This is a genomic window from Devosia sp. (assembly GCF_035944845.1).
Classification (GTDB): domain Bacteria; phylum Pseudomonadota; class Alphaproteobacteria; order Rhizobiales; family Devosiaceae; genus Devosia_A.
On the sequence record NZ_DASZAW010000066.1, the window covers coordinates 63,649 to 80,312 of the forward strand.

General features: G+C 66.2%; 15 protein-coding genes. 7 read left to right on the forward strand and 8 right to left on the reverse strand.

The features are described from left to right. Positions 1-5: 5 nt before the first annotated feature. The 7 genes from VGV07_RS11690 (at position 6) to VGV07_RS11720 (ending at position 9,013) form a co-directional block, all read left to right on the forward strand. A complete protein-coding gene (locus tag VGV07_RS11690; protein WP_326868867.1) occupies positions 6-1,562 on the forward strand; it encodes an ABC transporter substrate-binding protein in 1,557 nt (518 codons plus the stop codon). Beyond that, a complete protein-coding gene (locus VGV07_RS11695) occupies positions 1,562-3,646 on the forward strand; it encodes an ABC transporter ATP-binding protein (protein ID WP_326868868.1) in 2,085 nt (694 codons plus the stop codon). Before VGV07_RS11690 ends, VGV07_RS11695 begins: the two co-directional genes overlap by 1 nt. Next, a complete protein-coding gene (locus VGV07_RS11700; protein ID WP_326868869.1) occupies positions 3,643-4,518 on the forward strand; it encodes an ABC transporter permease in 876 nt (291 codons plus the stop codon). Before VGV07_RS11695 ends, VGV07_RS11700 begins: the two co-directional genes overlap by 4 nt. 226 nt (positions 4,519-4,744) lie before the next feature. Next, complete coding sequence (locus VGV07_RS11705; RefSeq protein WP_326868870.1) at positions 4,745-5,692, forward strand: ABC transporter permease; 948 nt, start codon at positions 4,745-4,747, stop codon at positions 5,690-5,692. Then, the gene (locus VGV07_RS11710) at positions 5,692-6,483 is read left to right on the forward strand and encodes an SDR family NAD(P)-dependent oxidoreductase (RefSeq protein WP_326868871.1); all 792 of its coding nucleotides are present in this window, start codon (positions 5,692-5,694) and stop codon (positions 6,481-6,483) included. Before VGV07_RS11705 ends, VGV07_RS11710 begins: the two co-directional genes overlap by 1 nt. A gap of 20 nt (positions 6,484-6,503) precedes the next feature. Next, a complete protein-coding gene (locus tag VGV07_RS11715) occupies positions 6,504-7,562 on the forward strand; it encodes a malate/lactate/ureidoglycolate dehydrogenase (RefSeq protein WP_326868872.1) in 1,059 nt (352 codons plus the stop codon). Then, positions 7,562-9,013 carry a M81 family metallopeptidase gene (locus VGV07_RS11720; RefSeq protein ID WP_326868873.1) on the forward strand — a complete coding sequence of 484 codons (1,452 nt, stop codon included), beginning with the start codon at positions 7,562-7,564 and terminating at the stop codon, positions 9,011-9,013. Before VGV07_RS11715 ends, VGV07_RS11720 begins: the two co-directional genes overlap by 1 nt. Positions 9,014-9,186: 173 nt before the next feature. Here VGV07_RS11720 and VGV07_RS11725 read toward each other — a convergent pair whose 3' ends face one another. The 8 genes from VGV07_RS11725 to VGV07_RS11760 form a co-directional block, all read right to left on the reverse strand. Continuing rightward, complete coding sequence (locus VGV07_RS11725) at positions 9,187-9,672, reverse strand: hypothetical protein (RefSeq protein ID WP_326868874.1); 486 nt, start codon at positions 9,670-9,672, stop codon at positions 9,187-9,189. Further along, positions 9,669-10,118: a hypothetical protein gene (locus VGV07_RS11730; RefSeq protein WP_326868875.1), complete on the reverse strand. Its 450-nt coding sequence runs from the start codon at positions 10,116-10,118 to the stop codon at positions 9,669-9,671. Before VGV07_RS11730 ends, VGV07_RS11725 begins: the two co-directional genes overlap by 4 nt. Then, positions 10,115-10,876: an SDR family oxidoreductase gene (locus tag VGV07_RS11735; RefSeq protein ID WP_326868876.1), complete on the reverse strand. Its 762-nt coding sequence runs from the start codon at positions 10,874-10,876 to the stop codon at positions 10,115-10,117. The genes VGV07_RS11730 and VGV07_RS11735 overlap by 4 nt, the downstream gene beginning before the upstream one ends. Next, entirely contained in the window at positions 10,873-11,712 is an 840-nt protein-coding gene (locus VGV07_RS11740; RefSeq protein WP_326868877.1) for a dipeptide/oligopeptide/nickel ABC transporter ATP-binding protein, read from the reverse strand. Before VGV07_RS11740 ends, VGV07_RS11735 begins: the two co-directional genes overlap by 4 nt. Further along, positions 11,709-12,704, reverse strand: coding sequence for an ABC transporter ATP-binding protein (locus tag VGV07_RS11745; protein WP_326868878.1), 996 nt, complete (start codon positions 12,702-12,704; stop codon positions 11,709-11,711). The genes VGV07_RS11740 and VGV07_RS11745 overlap by 4 nt, the downstream gene beginning before the upstream one ends. Continuing rightward, on the reverse strand, positions 12,704-13,570 hold the full coding sequence (locus VGV07_RS11750; RefSeq protein ID WP_326868879.1) for an ABC transporter permease: 867 nt from the start codon (positions 13,568-13,570) through the stop codon (positions 12,704-12,706). The genes VGV07_RS11745 and VGV07_RS11750 overlap by 1 nt, the downstream gene beginning before the upstream one ends. 16 nt (positions 13,571-13,586) lie before the next feature. After that, positions 13,587-14,534, reverse strand: a complete 948-nt coding sequence (locus VGV07_RS11755) for an ABC transporter permease (RefSeq protein WP_326868880.1) — start codon at positions 14,532-14,534, stop codon at positions 13,587-13,589. Positions 14,535-14,729: 195 nt separating this feature from the next. Then, positions 14,730-16,253 (reverse strand): ABC transporter substrate-binding protein, encoded by a 1,524-nt coding sequence (locus VGV07_RS11760; protein WP_326868881.1) that lies wholly within the window; start codon positions 16,251-16,253, stop codon positions 14,730-14,732. Positions 16,254-16,664 lie beyond the last annotated feature (411 nt).

Sequence of the window (16,664 nt, forward strand, 5' to 3'; positions counted from 1 at the left end):
CTTGCATGAAGTACGGATTTCTTAGGCCATTGAAGATTTTGGGGCTGGCGCTGTTCGCCGCTGTCGCCCCGATCAGCACCAGCCTCGTCGCGCCGGTGTCGGCACAGGGGCAGGAACTGAAGGGTGGCACGCTGCGCGTCGGCCTGCTCGCCGACATGACCAACTACGATCCGCAGCAGTTCTCGACGGTGAACTTCCATCTGATCAAGAACCTCTATGACAGCCTGATCGAATACACCCCGGAAGGCGAGGCGGTACCGAGCCTTGCCACGGAATGGACGATCAACGCCGACAACACCTCGGTCACGCTCAAGCTGCGCGACGACGTGACCTTCGCATCGGGTGGCAAGTTCAGCTCGGCCGACGTGGTGGCGACGCTGGAAAAGGCGGCCAACCCCGACCTCGGCAAGAACGTTTTCGGCACCATGGCGATCGTTGCGGATTGGGCAGCGCCCGATGCGACGACCATCACCATCAACTTCAAGGCGCCGGTGCCAACCAAGCAGATCACCGACCTCCTGCAGTTCATGATCCCGATCGAAGCGGCGGGGATCGCGACGGTCGAAACCGTGCCGGCCGGCACGGGAGCGTATCTGCTCGCCGATCGTGCCGTCGGGCAGAGCCTGACGATGAAGAAGAACCCCAACTACTGGCGCGAGAACGAGCCGATCCTCGGCGAGATCGTGTTCACCATCTTCGCCGACGACGCGGCGGCCAGCGCGGCGCTCGAGTCGGGTTCGATCGACATGGTCTATGGCAGCACCGCACGTAACGCGGTGCGGCTGCAGGATGCGGGCTACCAGGTGATCCGCGGGCCGGGCTCGCTGGTGCAGGTGTTCCGCATTAATGCAACACGCGCACCGTTCACCAACGAGAAGTTCCGCCAGGCCTTCAACTACCTCATGGACCGCGAGGGCATGGTGAAGGTGGCCTATGCCGGCCTCGGTACCGTGGTGGCGCTGCCCTGGGCTCCGGCTTCGCCGGCGTTCGACGCGGCCTACACCGCCGAGTTCGCCTACAACATGGACAAGGCCAAGGAGCTGTTCGCAGCATCGGGCCTGTCGGCTGCCGAGATGAGCGACTGGAAGATGCTGGTGTTCGGCAATGACGAGCCTGGCGTGGTGATCAGCCAGATCGTGCAGAGCGCACTGGCCGAGGCCGGCATCAATATCGAGCTCGATGTCCGCCAGGGCGCCGAATACACCGATGCGCTGCTGGGCGGCGACTTCTGGGCCACCTTCGGGGCGGTCGGCAATGCGCAGAAGTTCCCGTCGCGCATGGCCACCAACTCGATCTACCGCACGTCCAAGAACCCGGTGCTGAAGGACCCGCACCCGTTCCCGGACTATGTCGCGGCGATCGACAAGGTGAACGCTACCTCCGGCCCGGAAGATGCGGTGAAGGCGGCCTATGCCGAGCTCAACCGCGTGCTGGTGACGAGTGCGTTTGCCGTGCCCACCAACACGGTCGATACCGGGCTGATCGTTGCTTCCGACAAGCTTGGTGGCTTTACGCTCGATATCGACAACCTGCTCGTCGCTCGCACCATCGGCTTCAAGTAATGGCCGACGCAGGCGCCGTGCGACCCGACAAAGACCCGAACGCTGTTCCGGTCCTGTCGGTCAGGGATCTCAAGGTGGAGTTCACCGGTTCCGGTCGTGCGGTGCCTGTGGTGCGGGGCGTCGATTTCGACGTCTACGCCAATGAAGTGCTCTGCATTGTCGGTGAAAGCGGATCGGGCAAGAGCGTCACCGCCCTCGCGGTCACCGGGTTGCTGCCCGAGACCGCGCGGGTCTCCGGCTCGATCCGGCTCGGCAAGCTCGAAGTGATCGGGGCCGAGCCGGAAACGCTGCGCCAGATGCGGGGGCGCGATGTCGGTTTCATCTTCCAGGATCCGACGACGACGCTCAACCCGGTGCTGCCGGTCGGCCGGCAGATCACCGAGGGGCAGGTGGCGCATGGGCTGCTCGCCAAAGGCGAGGCGCCCAAACGCGCCGCCGAGTTGCTGCGCGAAGTCGATATCGCCGATCCCGAAGGGCGGACCACCCAGTATCCGCACCAGTTTTCCGGCGGCATGCGGCAGCGGGCGGTGATCGCCATGGCGATGGCGGGGCAGCCGAACCTGATCATCGCCGATGAGCCGACCACGGCGCTCGATGTCACGGTGCAGGCGCAGGTGCTGGCGGTGCTGGCGCGGCGACAGGCCGAAACCGGCGCTGCGGTGATCCTCATCACCCACGATTTGGGAGTGGTGGCGGAAGTCGCCGACCGGGTGGCGGTGATGTATGGCGGCCGCATCGTCGAGACCGGCCCGGTGGCCGAACTGTTCGGCTCGCCCCGGCACCCCTATACGCGGGCGCTGTTGCGCTCGATTCCGCGGATCGATACCACCGATGCGCGGCTCGACCCGATCCCCGGCCAACCGCCGACCCCCAGTGCGCTGCCCACCGGCTGCAGTTTCCACCCGCGCTGCGCCCTCGCTGTGGGTCGGGCCCGTTGCAGCCGCGAAGAACCATCCCTACGTGTAGTCAACGAGCTGCAGCAGGCGGCTTGTCACTATGCGGACGAGATCCCCGTTGCGAGCGTAGTTGCCACGCCGCGCGAGGCGGCCGGCGGAGCCACCCCGCCGGCCGATCCGTTGCTGGTGGTCGATGACCTCAAGGTGCATTTCCCGGTCCGATCCTCGATCCTCCGCCGCACTGTGGGCTGGGTGCGGGCGGTCGACGGCGTGAGCCTTGCGGTGCGGCCGGGCGAGACGGTGAGCCTCGTCGGCGAATCCGGTTGCGGCAAGACCACCACCGGGCGCGCCATCATGGGGTTGATCGGGGCGACAGGCGGCGACATCCGCTTCGAAGGGCAGTCGATCGTCGGGCTGGAGCGCGCCCAGATGCGCAAGGCCCGCCGGCAGATGCAGTATATCTTCCAGGACCCCTATGCCTCGCTCAACCCGGTGCTGACGGTCGAGGACATCGTCGCCGAACCGCTGCGCATCCATGGCATCTATGACGAAATGGGCGGGGCACCGCGTATCGCCGAACTGTTCGACATGGTGGGCCTGTCGCGCTCGATGCTGGGGCGCTACCCGAGCGAGTTCTCAGGCGGGCAGAAGCAACGCATCGGCATTGCCCGGGCGCTGGCGCTGCAGCCGCGGCTGCTGATCCTCGACGAGCCGGTGGCGGCGCTCGACGTGTCGATCCAGGCGCAGGTGATCAACCTCTTGCAGGATCTGCAGCGCGAGCTGGGGCTCGGCTACCTGTTCATCGCCCACAACCTCAGCGTGGTGCGGCATATCTCGGACCGCGTAGCGGTGATGTATCTGGGCCGCATCGTCGAAGAGAGCGGGCGCGACACGCTCTATGACCAACCGGTGCACCCTTATACGCAGAGCCTTCTCTCTGCCGCGCCGGTGCCCGATCCGGCAGTGCGCGACAGCCGGCGGCGCATCGTGCTCGAAGGCGAGATCCCCAATCCGGCCAAGCCGCCCAGCGGCTGCACTTTTCATCCGCGCTGTTTCCGCGCCACCGAGCGTTGCCGCAGCGAGGCGCCGGTGTTCGAGGCCTATCCGGGGCTTGAAACCCGCACCTCGTGCCATCACGCCGGGCCGTTGCCGGCAGGGGCCGAACGGCAACTGGAGGCGGCGCGATGAAACTCCTCCGTTCAACCGGCTCGGTGGTGCAGCGGCTGCTGCTGAGGCCGGGTTCGGCGCTGGCGCTGCTGTTCCTCGTCGGCATCACGCTGGCAGCGATCTTCGCCGATTTCCTGCCGCTCAACCCCTATGCCCAGAAACTGGTCAACGCGCTCAACGGGCCATCGGCGGCGAACTGGTTCGGCACCGATGAGGTGGGCCGCGATATCCTGGCGCGCGTGGTGTTCGGGGCGCGGACCTCGCTGCTCACCGCCGCCGGCGCGGTGGCGATCGCGGCAGTCATCGGGGTGCCGATCGGGCTCGTCGCCGGGTTCTTCGGCGGCTGGCGTGACGCGACGCTGATGCGCTTCGTCGATGTGCTCCTGGCGCTGCCAGCCATCCTCTTCGCCATGGCGATGATCGCGGTGCTGGGGCGCAGCCAGGTGGCGGCGCTGATCGCGGTGGGGATCACCGGCATTCCGAGCTTTGCGCGCATCACCCGGGCGCAGGTGCTGTCGCTCAGGCGGCGCGATTTCGTTACCGCGGTCGAAGCGTTCGGCGGCAGCTCGGCCTACAACATGTTCCGCACGATCCTGCCCAATTCATGGAGCCCGATCTTCGTCCAGGTCGTCGTGCTCTGCTCGGTGGCGATCCTGCTCGAGGCGGCCTTGTCGTTTCTCGGGGTCGGTGTCGCGCCACCAACCCCGAGCTGGGGCGAGATGCTGCGTACGGGCAAATCCTACCTGCATGAAGCGCCGTACTATGCGGTGCTGCCCGGCATCGTGCTGACGCTGACCATCCTCAGCTTCGACACCATCGGCCGGGCGCTGGCCGGCATTCTCGAGAACCGCAGCGAGGTCGTCACGCCCGCCAAGGTCGGGGGCACGCCATGACTGGTCACGGGACTCTCGGTGATCCTCCACCGCGCAGCGGGGGGCGGATGAGGGCAAAGACCCTCACCGCGGTGGGACCACCGAAGCTGGTGGAGGGGGCGGCCTCACACATCGGCGCTTGCCGTCGCCCCCTCCACCGCCTTCGGCGGTCCCCCTCCCCCGTTCCACGGGGGAGGATCACGGAGAGGCCGGTGCGCACTAACTATGCCAAGGTCGGGGGCGCGCCATGATCGGTTTCGTGTTGCGGCGGTTCGGGCAGTTGCTGCCGGTGCTGCTGCTGGCCTCGATCGGCATCTGGGCGATGATCTTCGCGGTGCCGGGCGGGCCGATCGGCATGCTGGTGGGCGAGAACGCCACGCCCGAGGCGATCGCCGCGGCGGAAAAGCAGTTCGGTCTCGATCGGCCGGCGGTGGTGCAATATCTGGACTGGCTATGGAATGCCCTGCAGGGCAATTTCGGCATGTCGATCCACGGCCGCGAGCCGGTGCTGCATCTGATCGGGCAGCGGCTGCCGGCGACGCTGCACCTGGCGGTAGCGGCGACCATCGTGTCGCTGCTGATCGGTATTCCCGTCGCCATCCTCAGCGCGCTGAAGCCCGGCTCGTGGATCGACCGAGTGCTGAGCGCCTGGAGCGCTCTGGCGCTGGGCGTACCGACCTTCTGGCTCGGGATCCTGTTGATCCTCCTGTTCGCGGTGGAGCTGCACTGGTTGCCGTCGGCCTCGGGCTACGTGCCGATCTGGGAGGATCCACTGACAGCGTTGCGCAACCTGGCGCTGCCGGCGCTGACGCTCGGGGTCTATGTGTCGGGCATCCTGGCGCGGTTCCTGCGGGCCTCGCTGGTGGGCGAGCTGCGCGCCGATTATGTCCGCACCGCGCGTTCCAAGGGCCTGCCGGAGCGGCAGGTGGTCGGCACGCATATCATGCGCAATGCACTGCTGCCGTTCGTCACCATTGTCGGGCTGATGATGGCCAACTTCATCGGCGGGGCGGTGGTGACCGAGGCGGTGTTCACCTATCCGGGGCTCGGGCGGCTGCTGATCCAGGCGATCAGCACGCGCGACTACCCGCTGATCCAGGGCTGCATCGTGGTGATCCTGGTGCTCTATATCGGCATCAACATGGCCGTCGACGTGCTCTACGCCTATATCGACCCGCGGATCGAGTACAGCTGATGACGGACCCTGCACCGCGCAACCCGGCGCAGCTTTTCGACCTCTCGGGCCAGGTGGCGCTGGTCACCGGCGCCTCCAAAGGACTCGGCTGGGCAGTGGCCCAGACGCTGGCTGCGGCCGGGGCTCGTGTGGTGCTGACCGGGCGGCGGGCGGAGCTGCTCGAAGAGCGGCTGGAGCAGATGCTCGGCTGGGGTCTCAGCGCCGAGATTGCGGCCTTCGATGCCGCCGACGGCGATGCGGCGGTCGAGGCACTCAACGATATCGCCGCCCGGCATGGGCGGCTCGATATCCTCTATTCGAACACCGCCGTCGGGGTGCGGAAGCCGTTCGTCGAACTCGACGAAACGGAGTGGCAATCGGTGATCGACGGCAGCCTCACGGCCGGATGGCGGCTGGCGCGCCACGCGGCGCCGCTGATGATCAAAGCCGGCTATGGGCGGATCGTGTTCGTTTCGTCGATCAATGCCACCGTCGCTCGGCCGGGGATCAGCGCGTATGTGACGGCGAAGACTGCGCTGCACGGGCTGGTACGCGGCCTGGCAGTGGAGCTGGCGCCGAACGGGATCACCGTCAACGCCCTGGCGCCCGGCTACTTCCTCACCGATGGCAACGCCCCGCTGCGTGGCGCGGTGCCGGAATTCCAGCAGAAGATCGCCGACCGCACGCCGATGGCGCGCTGGGGCGATCCGCCCGAACTGGGTGCAGCTGCCCTCTATCTCGCCGCACGCGCCTCGGGCTACACCACCGGCAGCGTCATTACCGTCGACGGCGGACTCACCGCCGCAATCTGAGTTTTCGAGGAAACCTTCCAATGTCTGAGACCAAGATGCACCTCGTGCCGTGGGAGCGGCTGCAGGCCAGCACTGTGAGTGTTTTTCGTGCCGCCGGGTCGGAGACACGGGAAGCGCAGCTGATTGCCGGGCACCTGGTGGAAGCGAACCTGCGCGGCCACGATTCACACGGCGTCGGCGTGGTGCCAATGTACATCAACGGCGTGAAGTCCGGCGGCATGGTGATGAACCAGAGCCTCACGGTGGCGATCGACACCGGCGCCATGCTGATTTGCGACGCGGGGCAGGGCGCCGGGCAGGTGATGGCGCATGATGCGATGGCGCTGGGCATCGCCCGCGCCAAGGACGAAGGCAGTGCCATCGTCAGCCTCCGCAACAGCCACCACATCGGCCGCATCGGCCATTGGGCCGAGCAATGCGCGGCCGCCGGCATGGTGTCGATCCATTTCGTCAACGTGGTCGCCGGCGCCATCGTCGCGCCGTTCGGCGGTACGCAGTCGCGGCTCGGTACAAACCCGTTTGCCGCAGCCTTCCCGCGTGACGGAGCGCCACCGGTGGTGGTGGATTTCGCCACGTCCAAGCTCGCTGCCGGCAAGGTGCGCGTGGCGCACAACAAGGGGGCCGAACTGCCGCCCGGGGCGCTGCTCGACAACCAGGGCAAGCCGACCATCAACCCGGGCGCGCTGTTCGAAAACCCGCCGGGCTCGCTGACGACGTTCGGCGAGCACAAGGGCTGGGGTCTCATGCTGGCCTGCGAACTGCTCGGCGCCGCGCTGGTCGGGGCGCCGACGCAGCACGCAAAGGCCGGCAATGGCGCAGTGATCAACTCGATGTTCTCGGTGATCGTCTCGCCAGAGCGGCTCGGGACATCAGGACCGTTCGCCACCGAGATGGAGTCGGTGCTGAGTTGGGTGCTGTCGGAGAACGAGGGCGGCGGCAGTGTGAAGCTGCCGGGGATGCCCGAGCTCGAGACGAGGGCGAAGCGCCTCGTGGAGGGCGTGCCCGTAGATGCGGCGACACTCGAGCAGCTCGACGCGTCGGCGCGCGATGTCGGGCTTAAGGGTTTCGGGGCGGTCTGATGCGCATCTTCATCGCGGCGCTCGGCACCGAGACCAACACGTTCTCGCCACTGCCGACCGGACGGCAGACGTTCGAGGAAACCCTGTGGGTCCGCCGCGATGCCAGCCTCAGCTCGGACAACTATTTCGTCCTGCCGCTCAAGGAGTGGCGCCGCCTCGCCGAGGCGGCAGGCGACGAGGTGATCGAAAGCCTGTCGGCCTTTGCACAGCCGGCGGGCCGCACGGTGCAGGCGGTGTGGGTGGAACTCAGGGATACGCTGCTCGGCGACCTCCGAGCCGCCGGCCCGCTCGATCTGGTGCTGCTGAACCTGCATGGCGCAATGGCGTCAGAGCAGTGCGACGACTGCGAGGGCGAACTGGTCGAGATGGTGCGCCAGGTGGTCGGGCCCGGGGTGACCGTGGGCGTCGAGTTCGACCTCCACTGCCACATCTCCGAGCGGTTGATGCGCAGCGCCGACCTGCTGGTGCTCTACAAGGAATATCCGCATACCGACGTCGCCGAGCGCGGGGCCGAGCTGTTCGAACTGGCGCAGCGCACCGTCAGGGGTGAGATCAAGCCGGTGATGGCGCTGCATGATCTCCGGATGCTCGATGTTTGGCGCACCTCGGATCCGCCGGTGCGGGCGCTGGTCAACTGGATGCAGGCGGCCGAGCAGCGCGACAAGGTGCTGTCGGTGAGCTTCGGGCACGGCTTTCCCTGGGCCGATGTGCCGGATGTCGGCGCCAAGACGGTGGTGGTGACTGATGGCGACCTGCCGCTGGCCGAGGCGGTGGCACAGGAACTTGGCGACCGCATCTGGGCGCTGCGGGAAACCTACGCGGCGAACCTCCTTGATGTGACCGAGACGATGGCGGCGATTGTCGGCGGCAATGGCTGCACGGTGGTCGCCGATATTTCCGACAATGCGGGGTGCGGTGCAGCGAGCGACTCGACCTTCCTGCTCGAGCCGCTGCTCGCCGCAAAAGCCGAGCGCGCGCTGTTCGGGCTGCTGTGGGATCCCGCGGCGGTGCGGATCTGCGAGGAGGCCGGCGAAGGGGCGACGCTGCGGCTACGGATCGGCGGCAAGGTCAGCGCCATGTCGGGCCGGCCGGTGGATGTCGAGGCCAGGGTGCTGAAGCTCATCCACGATGCCAAGGTGACCTATGGCGCCGGCAAGATGCCGATGGGCGATGCCGTGCTGCTCGATGCAGGTGGCGTCCACATCGTCCTCAACACCATCCGCACGCAGACTTTCAATCCCGATGCCTTCACGCAGTTCGGCATCGAGATCGGCGACTACCGCACGGTGGTGCTGAAATCGGCACAGCACTTTCATGCCGGCTTCGCGCCGGTCGCCGACCGGATCATCTATGCGGTGGCCGAGGGCACGTCGTCGCCGGATTTCCGGACGCTGCCCCTGCCGCATGCCGGACGGCCGTTGTGGCCGCAGGTGGCGGATCCGTGGGCGTGAGGGTGTGGAGACCCACGCTACGCCGGTGCGAGCCGACCCCCACCCCTGTCCCCTCCCCGCAAGGGGGAGGGAGACCAAAACACTGACGCTGGTGTGGGCGTCTCCTCCCCCCTTGCGGGGGAGGGACAGGGTGGGGGGTACTCTGTGCGCACCAGCCTATCGAGGCATGGCGCTCACACCTTGTGCCCCGGCCAGCCCATCAGCAGCTTGACGTCCTTCTCGGCCTCCTTGGCCTTCGCCGCGTCCTTGAACACCCGCATGACGCATTGCGGTTTCTTCCGGTCGATCACGTCGTAGACCAGGTGGTAGCCGGTCTTGTCGAAGATCGGGCCGATCCAGCCGGCGCAGTGGTCGCAGTAGCGGCCCATCGGCTCGGCGTCGTTGTCCATGACTTTGGAAAGACTGGGGCAGACATTCATCCGCAATTCGAGGCGATCCTCGTTGCGGTCGATGTCCATGTCGCAGTTTTCTTCGATCTTGATGTGGGTCCAGTACTCCTCCATGCCCTCGAGCCCCTTGGTCTCGATCAGCTCGAGGATGTGCTTTTCCTGGTTCTTCGAGATGGCGAGGAAATAGGCCTGCAACTGGTCCTCGCCCTGCGATTCCAGAAACTTGAAAACCTCGTTGTAGAAGCGGGTGAAGTGGTCTGACGGGATCATGCGCGCCTCCTGATCACCTGACGGCACGACCCCGGGCCGGTGATTTCCGTGTCGATGGCATAGGGCGAGCCCTCGGCCAGTGCCTCGTTGGTGCGGCTGGTCTGGTCGCAGAAATGCGGTGAGGGCGTGCCGACGAGCTTGGCGACGTGATGCCAGGCGGTGCAGTGGCGGACGGTGAGGACGATCTCGTCGGCGCCGACATCGATATCGTAGTCGCAGTTCTCGCGGGTGAAGAAATGCCGCCAGTGGCGCACCAGCTGGCCGGTATCGCCGGCGACGAGGTCGTCATGGATCGAGCGGTAGACGTCCTTGCCGACCCTTCGGAAGATCGCGTCCATCGCCTCGACGCCGTAGCGCGAAATGATGAAATCGATGGTGGTGTTGGTGGCGCCGTGGAAATCGAGATGGACCTCGCCGCCCTCGGCGTAGCGCAGGTGTTCACTCATGCTTGGGGCTCCCAGGACATCTGGTTGGCGAGGATGCCGCCATCGACATAGAGCATCTGTCCGGTGATGTAGCGGGCGGCGGGAGAGGCGAGGAAGACGGCGGTGCCGCCGATATCGTCGGGCACGCCGACGCGACCGAGCGGGATCTGCCGTTCGAGCGCCGGGCGCACGCCCGGCGCCGCCAGCCCCTTCGCGGACAGGGGCGTCTCGATGATCCCCGGCCCGATGCCGTTGACGCGGATGCCGCGTTCGGCGAGCGTGACCGCAAGGTTGCGGACCAGCATCAGCACCGCGCCCTTGCTAGTATCGTAGATGACGCTGTTCTTTTCTGCCGCCAGTGAGTTGGTCGAGCCGGTGCAGATGATGCTCGGGTTCTCCTGCCCCGGCGCCAGACCTTTGACGAAGGCCTGTGCGGCGAACAGGTAGCCCTTCACGTTGAGGTTGAAGGTGCGGTCGAACGCCGCCTCGGTGAGGTCGTCGAAATTGGTGTCGAGGTAGGTGCCGGCGTTGTTGACCAGCGTATCGAGCCGACCGAGTTTCGTGCGCGCCGCCGCGACGAAGCCCTGCGCACCAGCCACTGTCGAGAGATCTGCCTGAACGAAGTGGCACTCGGTCAGCTTGCCGAGCCGCACGGCCGCCCCGCTATCGTCAGCGAGGTGCGAGTTGATCACCAGCCGTGCCCCGGCATGGGCAAAGGCCTCGGCGATGGCGTAGCCGATGCCGGTGGTAGAACCTGTTATGGCGACGCACTGGCTCATGCGAGTGCGTTCCCTGCCAGACCCGCCTCGACGCTGAGCACAGCGCCGACGAGCGCCTGTGTCGCCTCGGCCTGGGGGGTGCGGAACAGGTCGAGCGGCTTGCCCACTTCGACGATCTTGCCAGACGACATCACATAGACCTTGCTGGTTGTGTAGGCGACGACGGACAGGTCGTGCGCGATGAAGACAAGGCTCAGGCCGAGGTCGCGCACCAGGTCCTTGAGCAGGTTCAGCACCTGGGCCTGGATCGAGACGTCGAGCGCCGAGACCGGTTCGTCGGCGATCAGCACTTTCGGGCCAGGCATCAGCGCCCGAGCGATGGCGATACGCTGCAACTGGCCGCCGGAGAACTCGTGCGGAAAGCGCTCGAGGGCGTTCTTGTCGAGCCCGACCTGGTCGAGCACCTCGAGCACGCGGGCGGCGTGGTCGCCTTCGATCTTCAGGCTGCGCAGCGGCTCGAGCAGCGAGGTGCCGACGCGCATGCGCGGGTCGAGCGAGGAGCGCGGGTTCTGCAGCACCACCTGCACCGAGCGGCGGAACAGTTTTCGGTGTGCTTCACCGCCGGTCCAAACGTCGGCCCCGTCATAGAGCACCTGGCCTTCACCCGGGCGTTCGACGCCGGTGAGCATGCGTGTGAGGGTGGTCTTGCCGGACCCGGATTCGCCGACAAGACCGACCGCTTCGCCAGGGCGGACGGAGAAATCGATGCTGTCGAGCACCTTGAGCTTGGGGCGCGGCGCGAAGAGTTTCTGGCGGTTGAGACTATAGACCTGGCTCAGTTGCCGCACTTCGAGCAGCGGGCGCGCGTCGGTGGGGAAGGGGGTCACGGCACTCATTGCGCGGCCACCTCGCCAGCGAGGTGGATCGGGTGCCAGCAGGCGGCGCTGATGCCGTCGGTGCCCAGCTCAGGCATGGTTTCGCGGCACTTGTCGGTGGCAGCCGGGCAACGCGGATTGAAGGCGCAGCCGGTGGGCAGGCTGTGCAGCGGCGGCACCATGCCGGGGATCGAGACGAGACGCGACGAGCCGTCGAGCGCGATATTGTCCATGGTCGGCTGGCTGTCGAGCAGGCCGCGCGTGTAGTGGTGCCTGGGGTTGCGGAAAACCTCCTGCACCGGGCCGATTTCTACGATGCGGCCGGCATACATGACGGCGACGGTGTCGCACATGGCGGCGATGATCGGCAGATCGTGGGTGATCATCAACAGCGCCGAGCCGCGGTCGCGGACCGCGCCGTTGAGCAGGCGCAGCACCTGCTTCTGCACGGTGACGTCCAGCGCGGTGGTCGGCTCGTCGGCGATGATCAGTTGCGGATAACAGGCGAGCGCCATGGCGATCATGATGCGCTGGCGCTGGCCGCCGGAGATTTCGTGCGGGTAGGCGCGCACCAGTTGTTCGGGGCGCGGCAGGTTCATCTGCTTGATCAGCTCGATGGTCTGCGCTTCGGCGGTCTTCCTGTCGGCGCCGGTATGACGGCGGATCACCGAGCTGATCTGGTCGCCGACGCGGCGGACCGGATTGAGCGAAGAGAGCGGATCCTGGAACACCATGGAGAGGGTGCGGCCACGGCGACTCGACAGTGCCTTGTCCGACTGGGTGACGAGGTCGACGCCGTCATGGAGGATGCTGCCATGAGTGCTCCAGCCCATCGGCAACAGGCCCATCAGCGCCAGCGCCGTCATCGATTTGCCGGAGCCCGATTCCCCGACCAGCCCCATGCGGCCACCCTGCGGGATGGTGAAGGAGACGCCGCGCACGGCGGTGACATCGCCGTTGGAGACGACGAGGTCCTTGACCTCGATGGCGTGCGGTTTGGCGGAGGTGGTCATCAGCTCCTCCGCTTCAGCTTGGGATCGAGCACGTCGCGGAGGCCATCGCCGAGGAGGTTCAGCCCGAGCACCACGATGACGATGGCGAGGCCGGGCCACATGGCGAGCGGCGAGGAAATGCCGACGGTCTGCTGCGCCTCGTTGAGCATCATTCCCCACGAGATCGAGGGCCGGGTGACGCCGACGCCGAGATAGGAGAGGCCCGCTTCGGTGAGGATACCAGCGGCGAAATAGAGGGTGAACTGGACGATCATGACACCGGCGATATTGGGGATGACGTGGCGGGCCAGGATGAACAGCTTGCCGCGGCCATAGAGCTTGGCGGAGGTGATGAAATCTTCCTGCAGCACGCTCATCGCGGCCGAGCGGATGACGCGGGTGAAGGATGGGGTGAAGAAGGCGGTCAGCGCGAAAATGGTGGTGAGCGCGCCCGAGCCCATGGTGGCGGCGAGCACCAGGGCGGTCACCATGCCGGGGATCGACAGCATGATATCGGCGCCGCGCGAGATGGTTTCGTCGGCGATCTTGCCATAGGCGGCGGCGACCAGCCCGGCGACGGTGCCGAGGATCAGGCTGATGGTGGCGCCGCCGGCGCCGACGAGGATGGAAGTGCGCGCCCCGACCATCAGTTGCGCGATGATATCGCGGCCCAGCCCGTCGGTGCCGAGCCAGTGGTCGACGGTGCCGGGCGGCAGCATGCGGTTCTTGATGTTGGGGATGTTCGGGTTCGAGGGCAGCCAGAAGAACGAGACGATGGCGATGACCAGAAAGCCGATGGTCAACACCACGCCGACGACCAGCGAGGCATTGAGCTCGAGGCGGCGTCGGCGGCGCGGGGCGATGGTGGGGGCGGTGGTGGTGTTCATGGTGCTGCCTCCCGTCTCACGCCGCGTTCCGGACGCGCGGGTCGAGCACGCCGTAAAGCAGGTCGACGGCGAAATTGACGAAGATGACGAAGATGATGATCAGCATGACGGTCGACTGCACCACGATCACCTCGCGGGCCGCGACGTTGGCGAGGATCATGCGGCTCAACCCCGGCAGCGAGAACACCATCTCGATGATCACGGTGCCGCCGATCAGCTCGGCAATCTGCAGCCCGACAATGGTGACGATGGGCAGCGCCGCGTTGCGCAGGCCGACGCTGAGCAGCGCCTGGGTGCGGGTCATGCCGACGGCGCGGGCGGTGCGCACGTAATCCTGGTTCATCACGTCGAGCACGGCGGAGCGCACGTAGCGGATCAGCACCGCGGCCATGATCAGGCCGAGCGACAGCACCGGCAGCACCAGCGAGCGAATGGCGCCGATAGGGCTCTCGCGCCAGTCGATCCAGCCGCCGGTGGGCAGCCAGCCAAGTTTCACGCCGAACAGCACCGAAAGCAGGATGCCGGCCCAGAACACCGGCACGGCGATGCCGATCTGGCTGATCAGCGCCAGCACGGCGCCGGAGGGTTTCCCCACGTTGCGCGCGGCGTAGGTGCCGACGGGAATGGCGATGATAAGGCCGAGCAGCAGGCCCGAGAGCGCGAGCGGCACCGACACGGAAAGGCGCGCGGTGACGAGGTCGGCGACGCTCTCCTTGGTGCGGAAGGATTGGCCGAGATCGCCCTGCAGCATGTTGGTGACCCAGTTGAAATACTGGACCGGCAGCGGCTGATCGAGCCCGTAGGCATGCGCGAGGGCGTTGATCGCCTCGGCGGTGGCGTCCTTGCCGAGGACGATGGCGGCGACATTGCCGCCGGCGGCGCGAATGAGAATGAAGATGGCAAGCGAGGCAACGAAGACGGCGCCAAGAAAGAACGCAAGTTTGCGCAGCGCGTAGATTGCCATTCAGCCTACTTCCTTGTCTGGAGTCGCCGGTATCGGACTGGGCCACCAACCGGGTCATCCCGGCGAAAGCGGGGATCTCCGTTTGCTGTGCGTCCCGAAAACTGAGATTCTCGCTTTCGCGGGAATGACTCCGTGCGTGGTCACGTCGTGCAGGCCGCCAGCGTTACGCCAGCGGCCCGCGAGTTCAAGTGCTGCTTACCAGTGCAGCTTGCCGATCTCGATCGCGACGAGGACGCGCGGCTCGAGGAAGCCCTTGAGTTCCGCATCGAACAGGCCGACGCCCTTCTTGGCGATCAGCGGCACGATGACGGCGTCCTTGCGCAGGATATCGGCGGCCTCTTTCATCTTGGCGAGATATTCCTCGTCGGACGGGGCAGCGTCGGCCGCGAGCAGCGCGTCGGTATAGGGCTGGCTGCAATAGGTGCTCCAGCCGGCCTTGTCCGGAGTGGGGCAGGCCCACTGGGTCGGCTCGGCGTCGCCCGACATCACGGTGATGTCGAACTGCGGCGGCCGGCCCTGGAAGATCAGCTGGCTGTAGCGCGCCAGATCGATGGCGTTGCGGGTAACGTTGAAGCCGGCGCCCTGCATGGCCGGGATCATGATGTCGGCCGGCAGCGACAGGTCAGGCACGTCGCTCAGCGAGGCGTATTCCAGCGGGGTCGAGGCGAACTCCGGGGCCTTGGCCATCGCAGCTTCATAGTCGAACGGGTACGGACAGGTCTCCGGGCTCTCGGGCGAGTACCAGGGCTGGTTGGGCAGCGCGAAGGTACAGGTGTTCTCGGCGCCCCACGCGGCGCCGAAGGCGTCGTTGTAGGACTGGCGGTCGAGCGTCGCGGCAAGCGCCTGGCGCAAAGCCGGGTCGAGCTTCTGGTTGAACACCGCGTAGGTCGGCTCGCCGATCTGCGGGTAGGTGACGAGGGTGAACTTCTTGTCGAGCTCACGCTTGGTCAGCTGTTCCCAGAGATCAATGGTGATCACAGGAACGGCGTCGACTTCACCGGCTTCGAGCGCATTGAGGCCGGCGGTGCCGTCGGTCACGATGCGTACGGTGGCGGCGGTGATGGTGGGCTTGGTGCCCCAGTAGTTCGGGTTGGCTTCGAATTCGAAGGTCGAGTTGGTGGTGTAGGACTTCAGCACATAGGGGCCGGTGCCGATCGGGTTGGTGGCGATGGTGCCGGCGGCGTGCTCGGGCTGGATCAGTCCGGCGACCGAGCCCATGCCGCGCCAGAAGTTCTGGCTCGGCTGCGACAGCGTCACCTTGACGGTGGAGTCGTCGACCTTCTCGATGGCGGTGACGGCATTGTAGGCCGACGAGTTGTTGACGACCGGCGAGGCCTTCATGGTGTTGAGCGAGTAGATCACGTCCTCGACGGTCACCGGGGTGCCATCGGAGAAGTTGGTCTTACGGATCTTGAACTCGTAGGTCAGCTTGTCGTCGGAGATGGTCCACGACTCGGCGACGCCGGGCTCAACCGAGCCATCCTTGTTGAAGTAGACCAGCGGCTCGACGACGTTGGCCGGAATCCACAGGCGCAGCGCCGTTAGGCCGCTGGTGACGTAGTCGAGCGTGCCCGGATCCTGGCGGGCGATCAGCACCACCTTGTTCTCGGCGGCGCGCGGCGAGGCGGCCATGGCTTCGGCGCCGCCAAAGGCTGCCAGCATGATCGCAGCCGCGGCCATGGCGCCGAGGCGCTGGCCGAACTTTCCCTTAGACTGCATGTTGAATCGTCCCTTCCGATTGTCCCTGAAATCTTATGCGTCGCGCGGCGCCTCCACATGCGGCCCCTGTGCAGTCGGCAGTGCACCGCGCCCGTGCTGCCGACGTATTCCATAATGTGGAATGCAAACTCTTTTTGCATGCCGATAGTCTGCATAGGATATGTGCGTATGGCAAGTAGCTTCCCGATTATGCCCCTAAACGCGCAGAAAATTAATGTTCGGGCGCCGATTTGCGTTCCGCTATATGGAACGTTGCTGGACAGCGGCGCGAAATTGGGCGCCCCGAGGCTTGGGGGCGTACCGAGGCCGCGCCCATCCACGATGTCATCCCTGCGAAAGCAGGGACCCAATTATCCACTTGCACCGGCTGTGAGTTGGGTCCCTGCTTTCGCAGGGATGACAGCTGGTGGT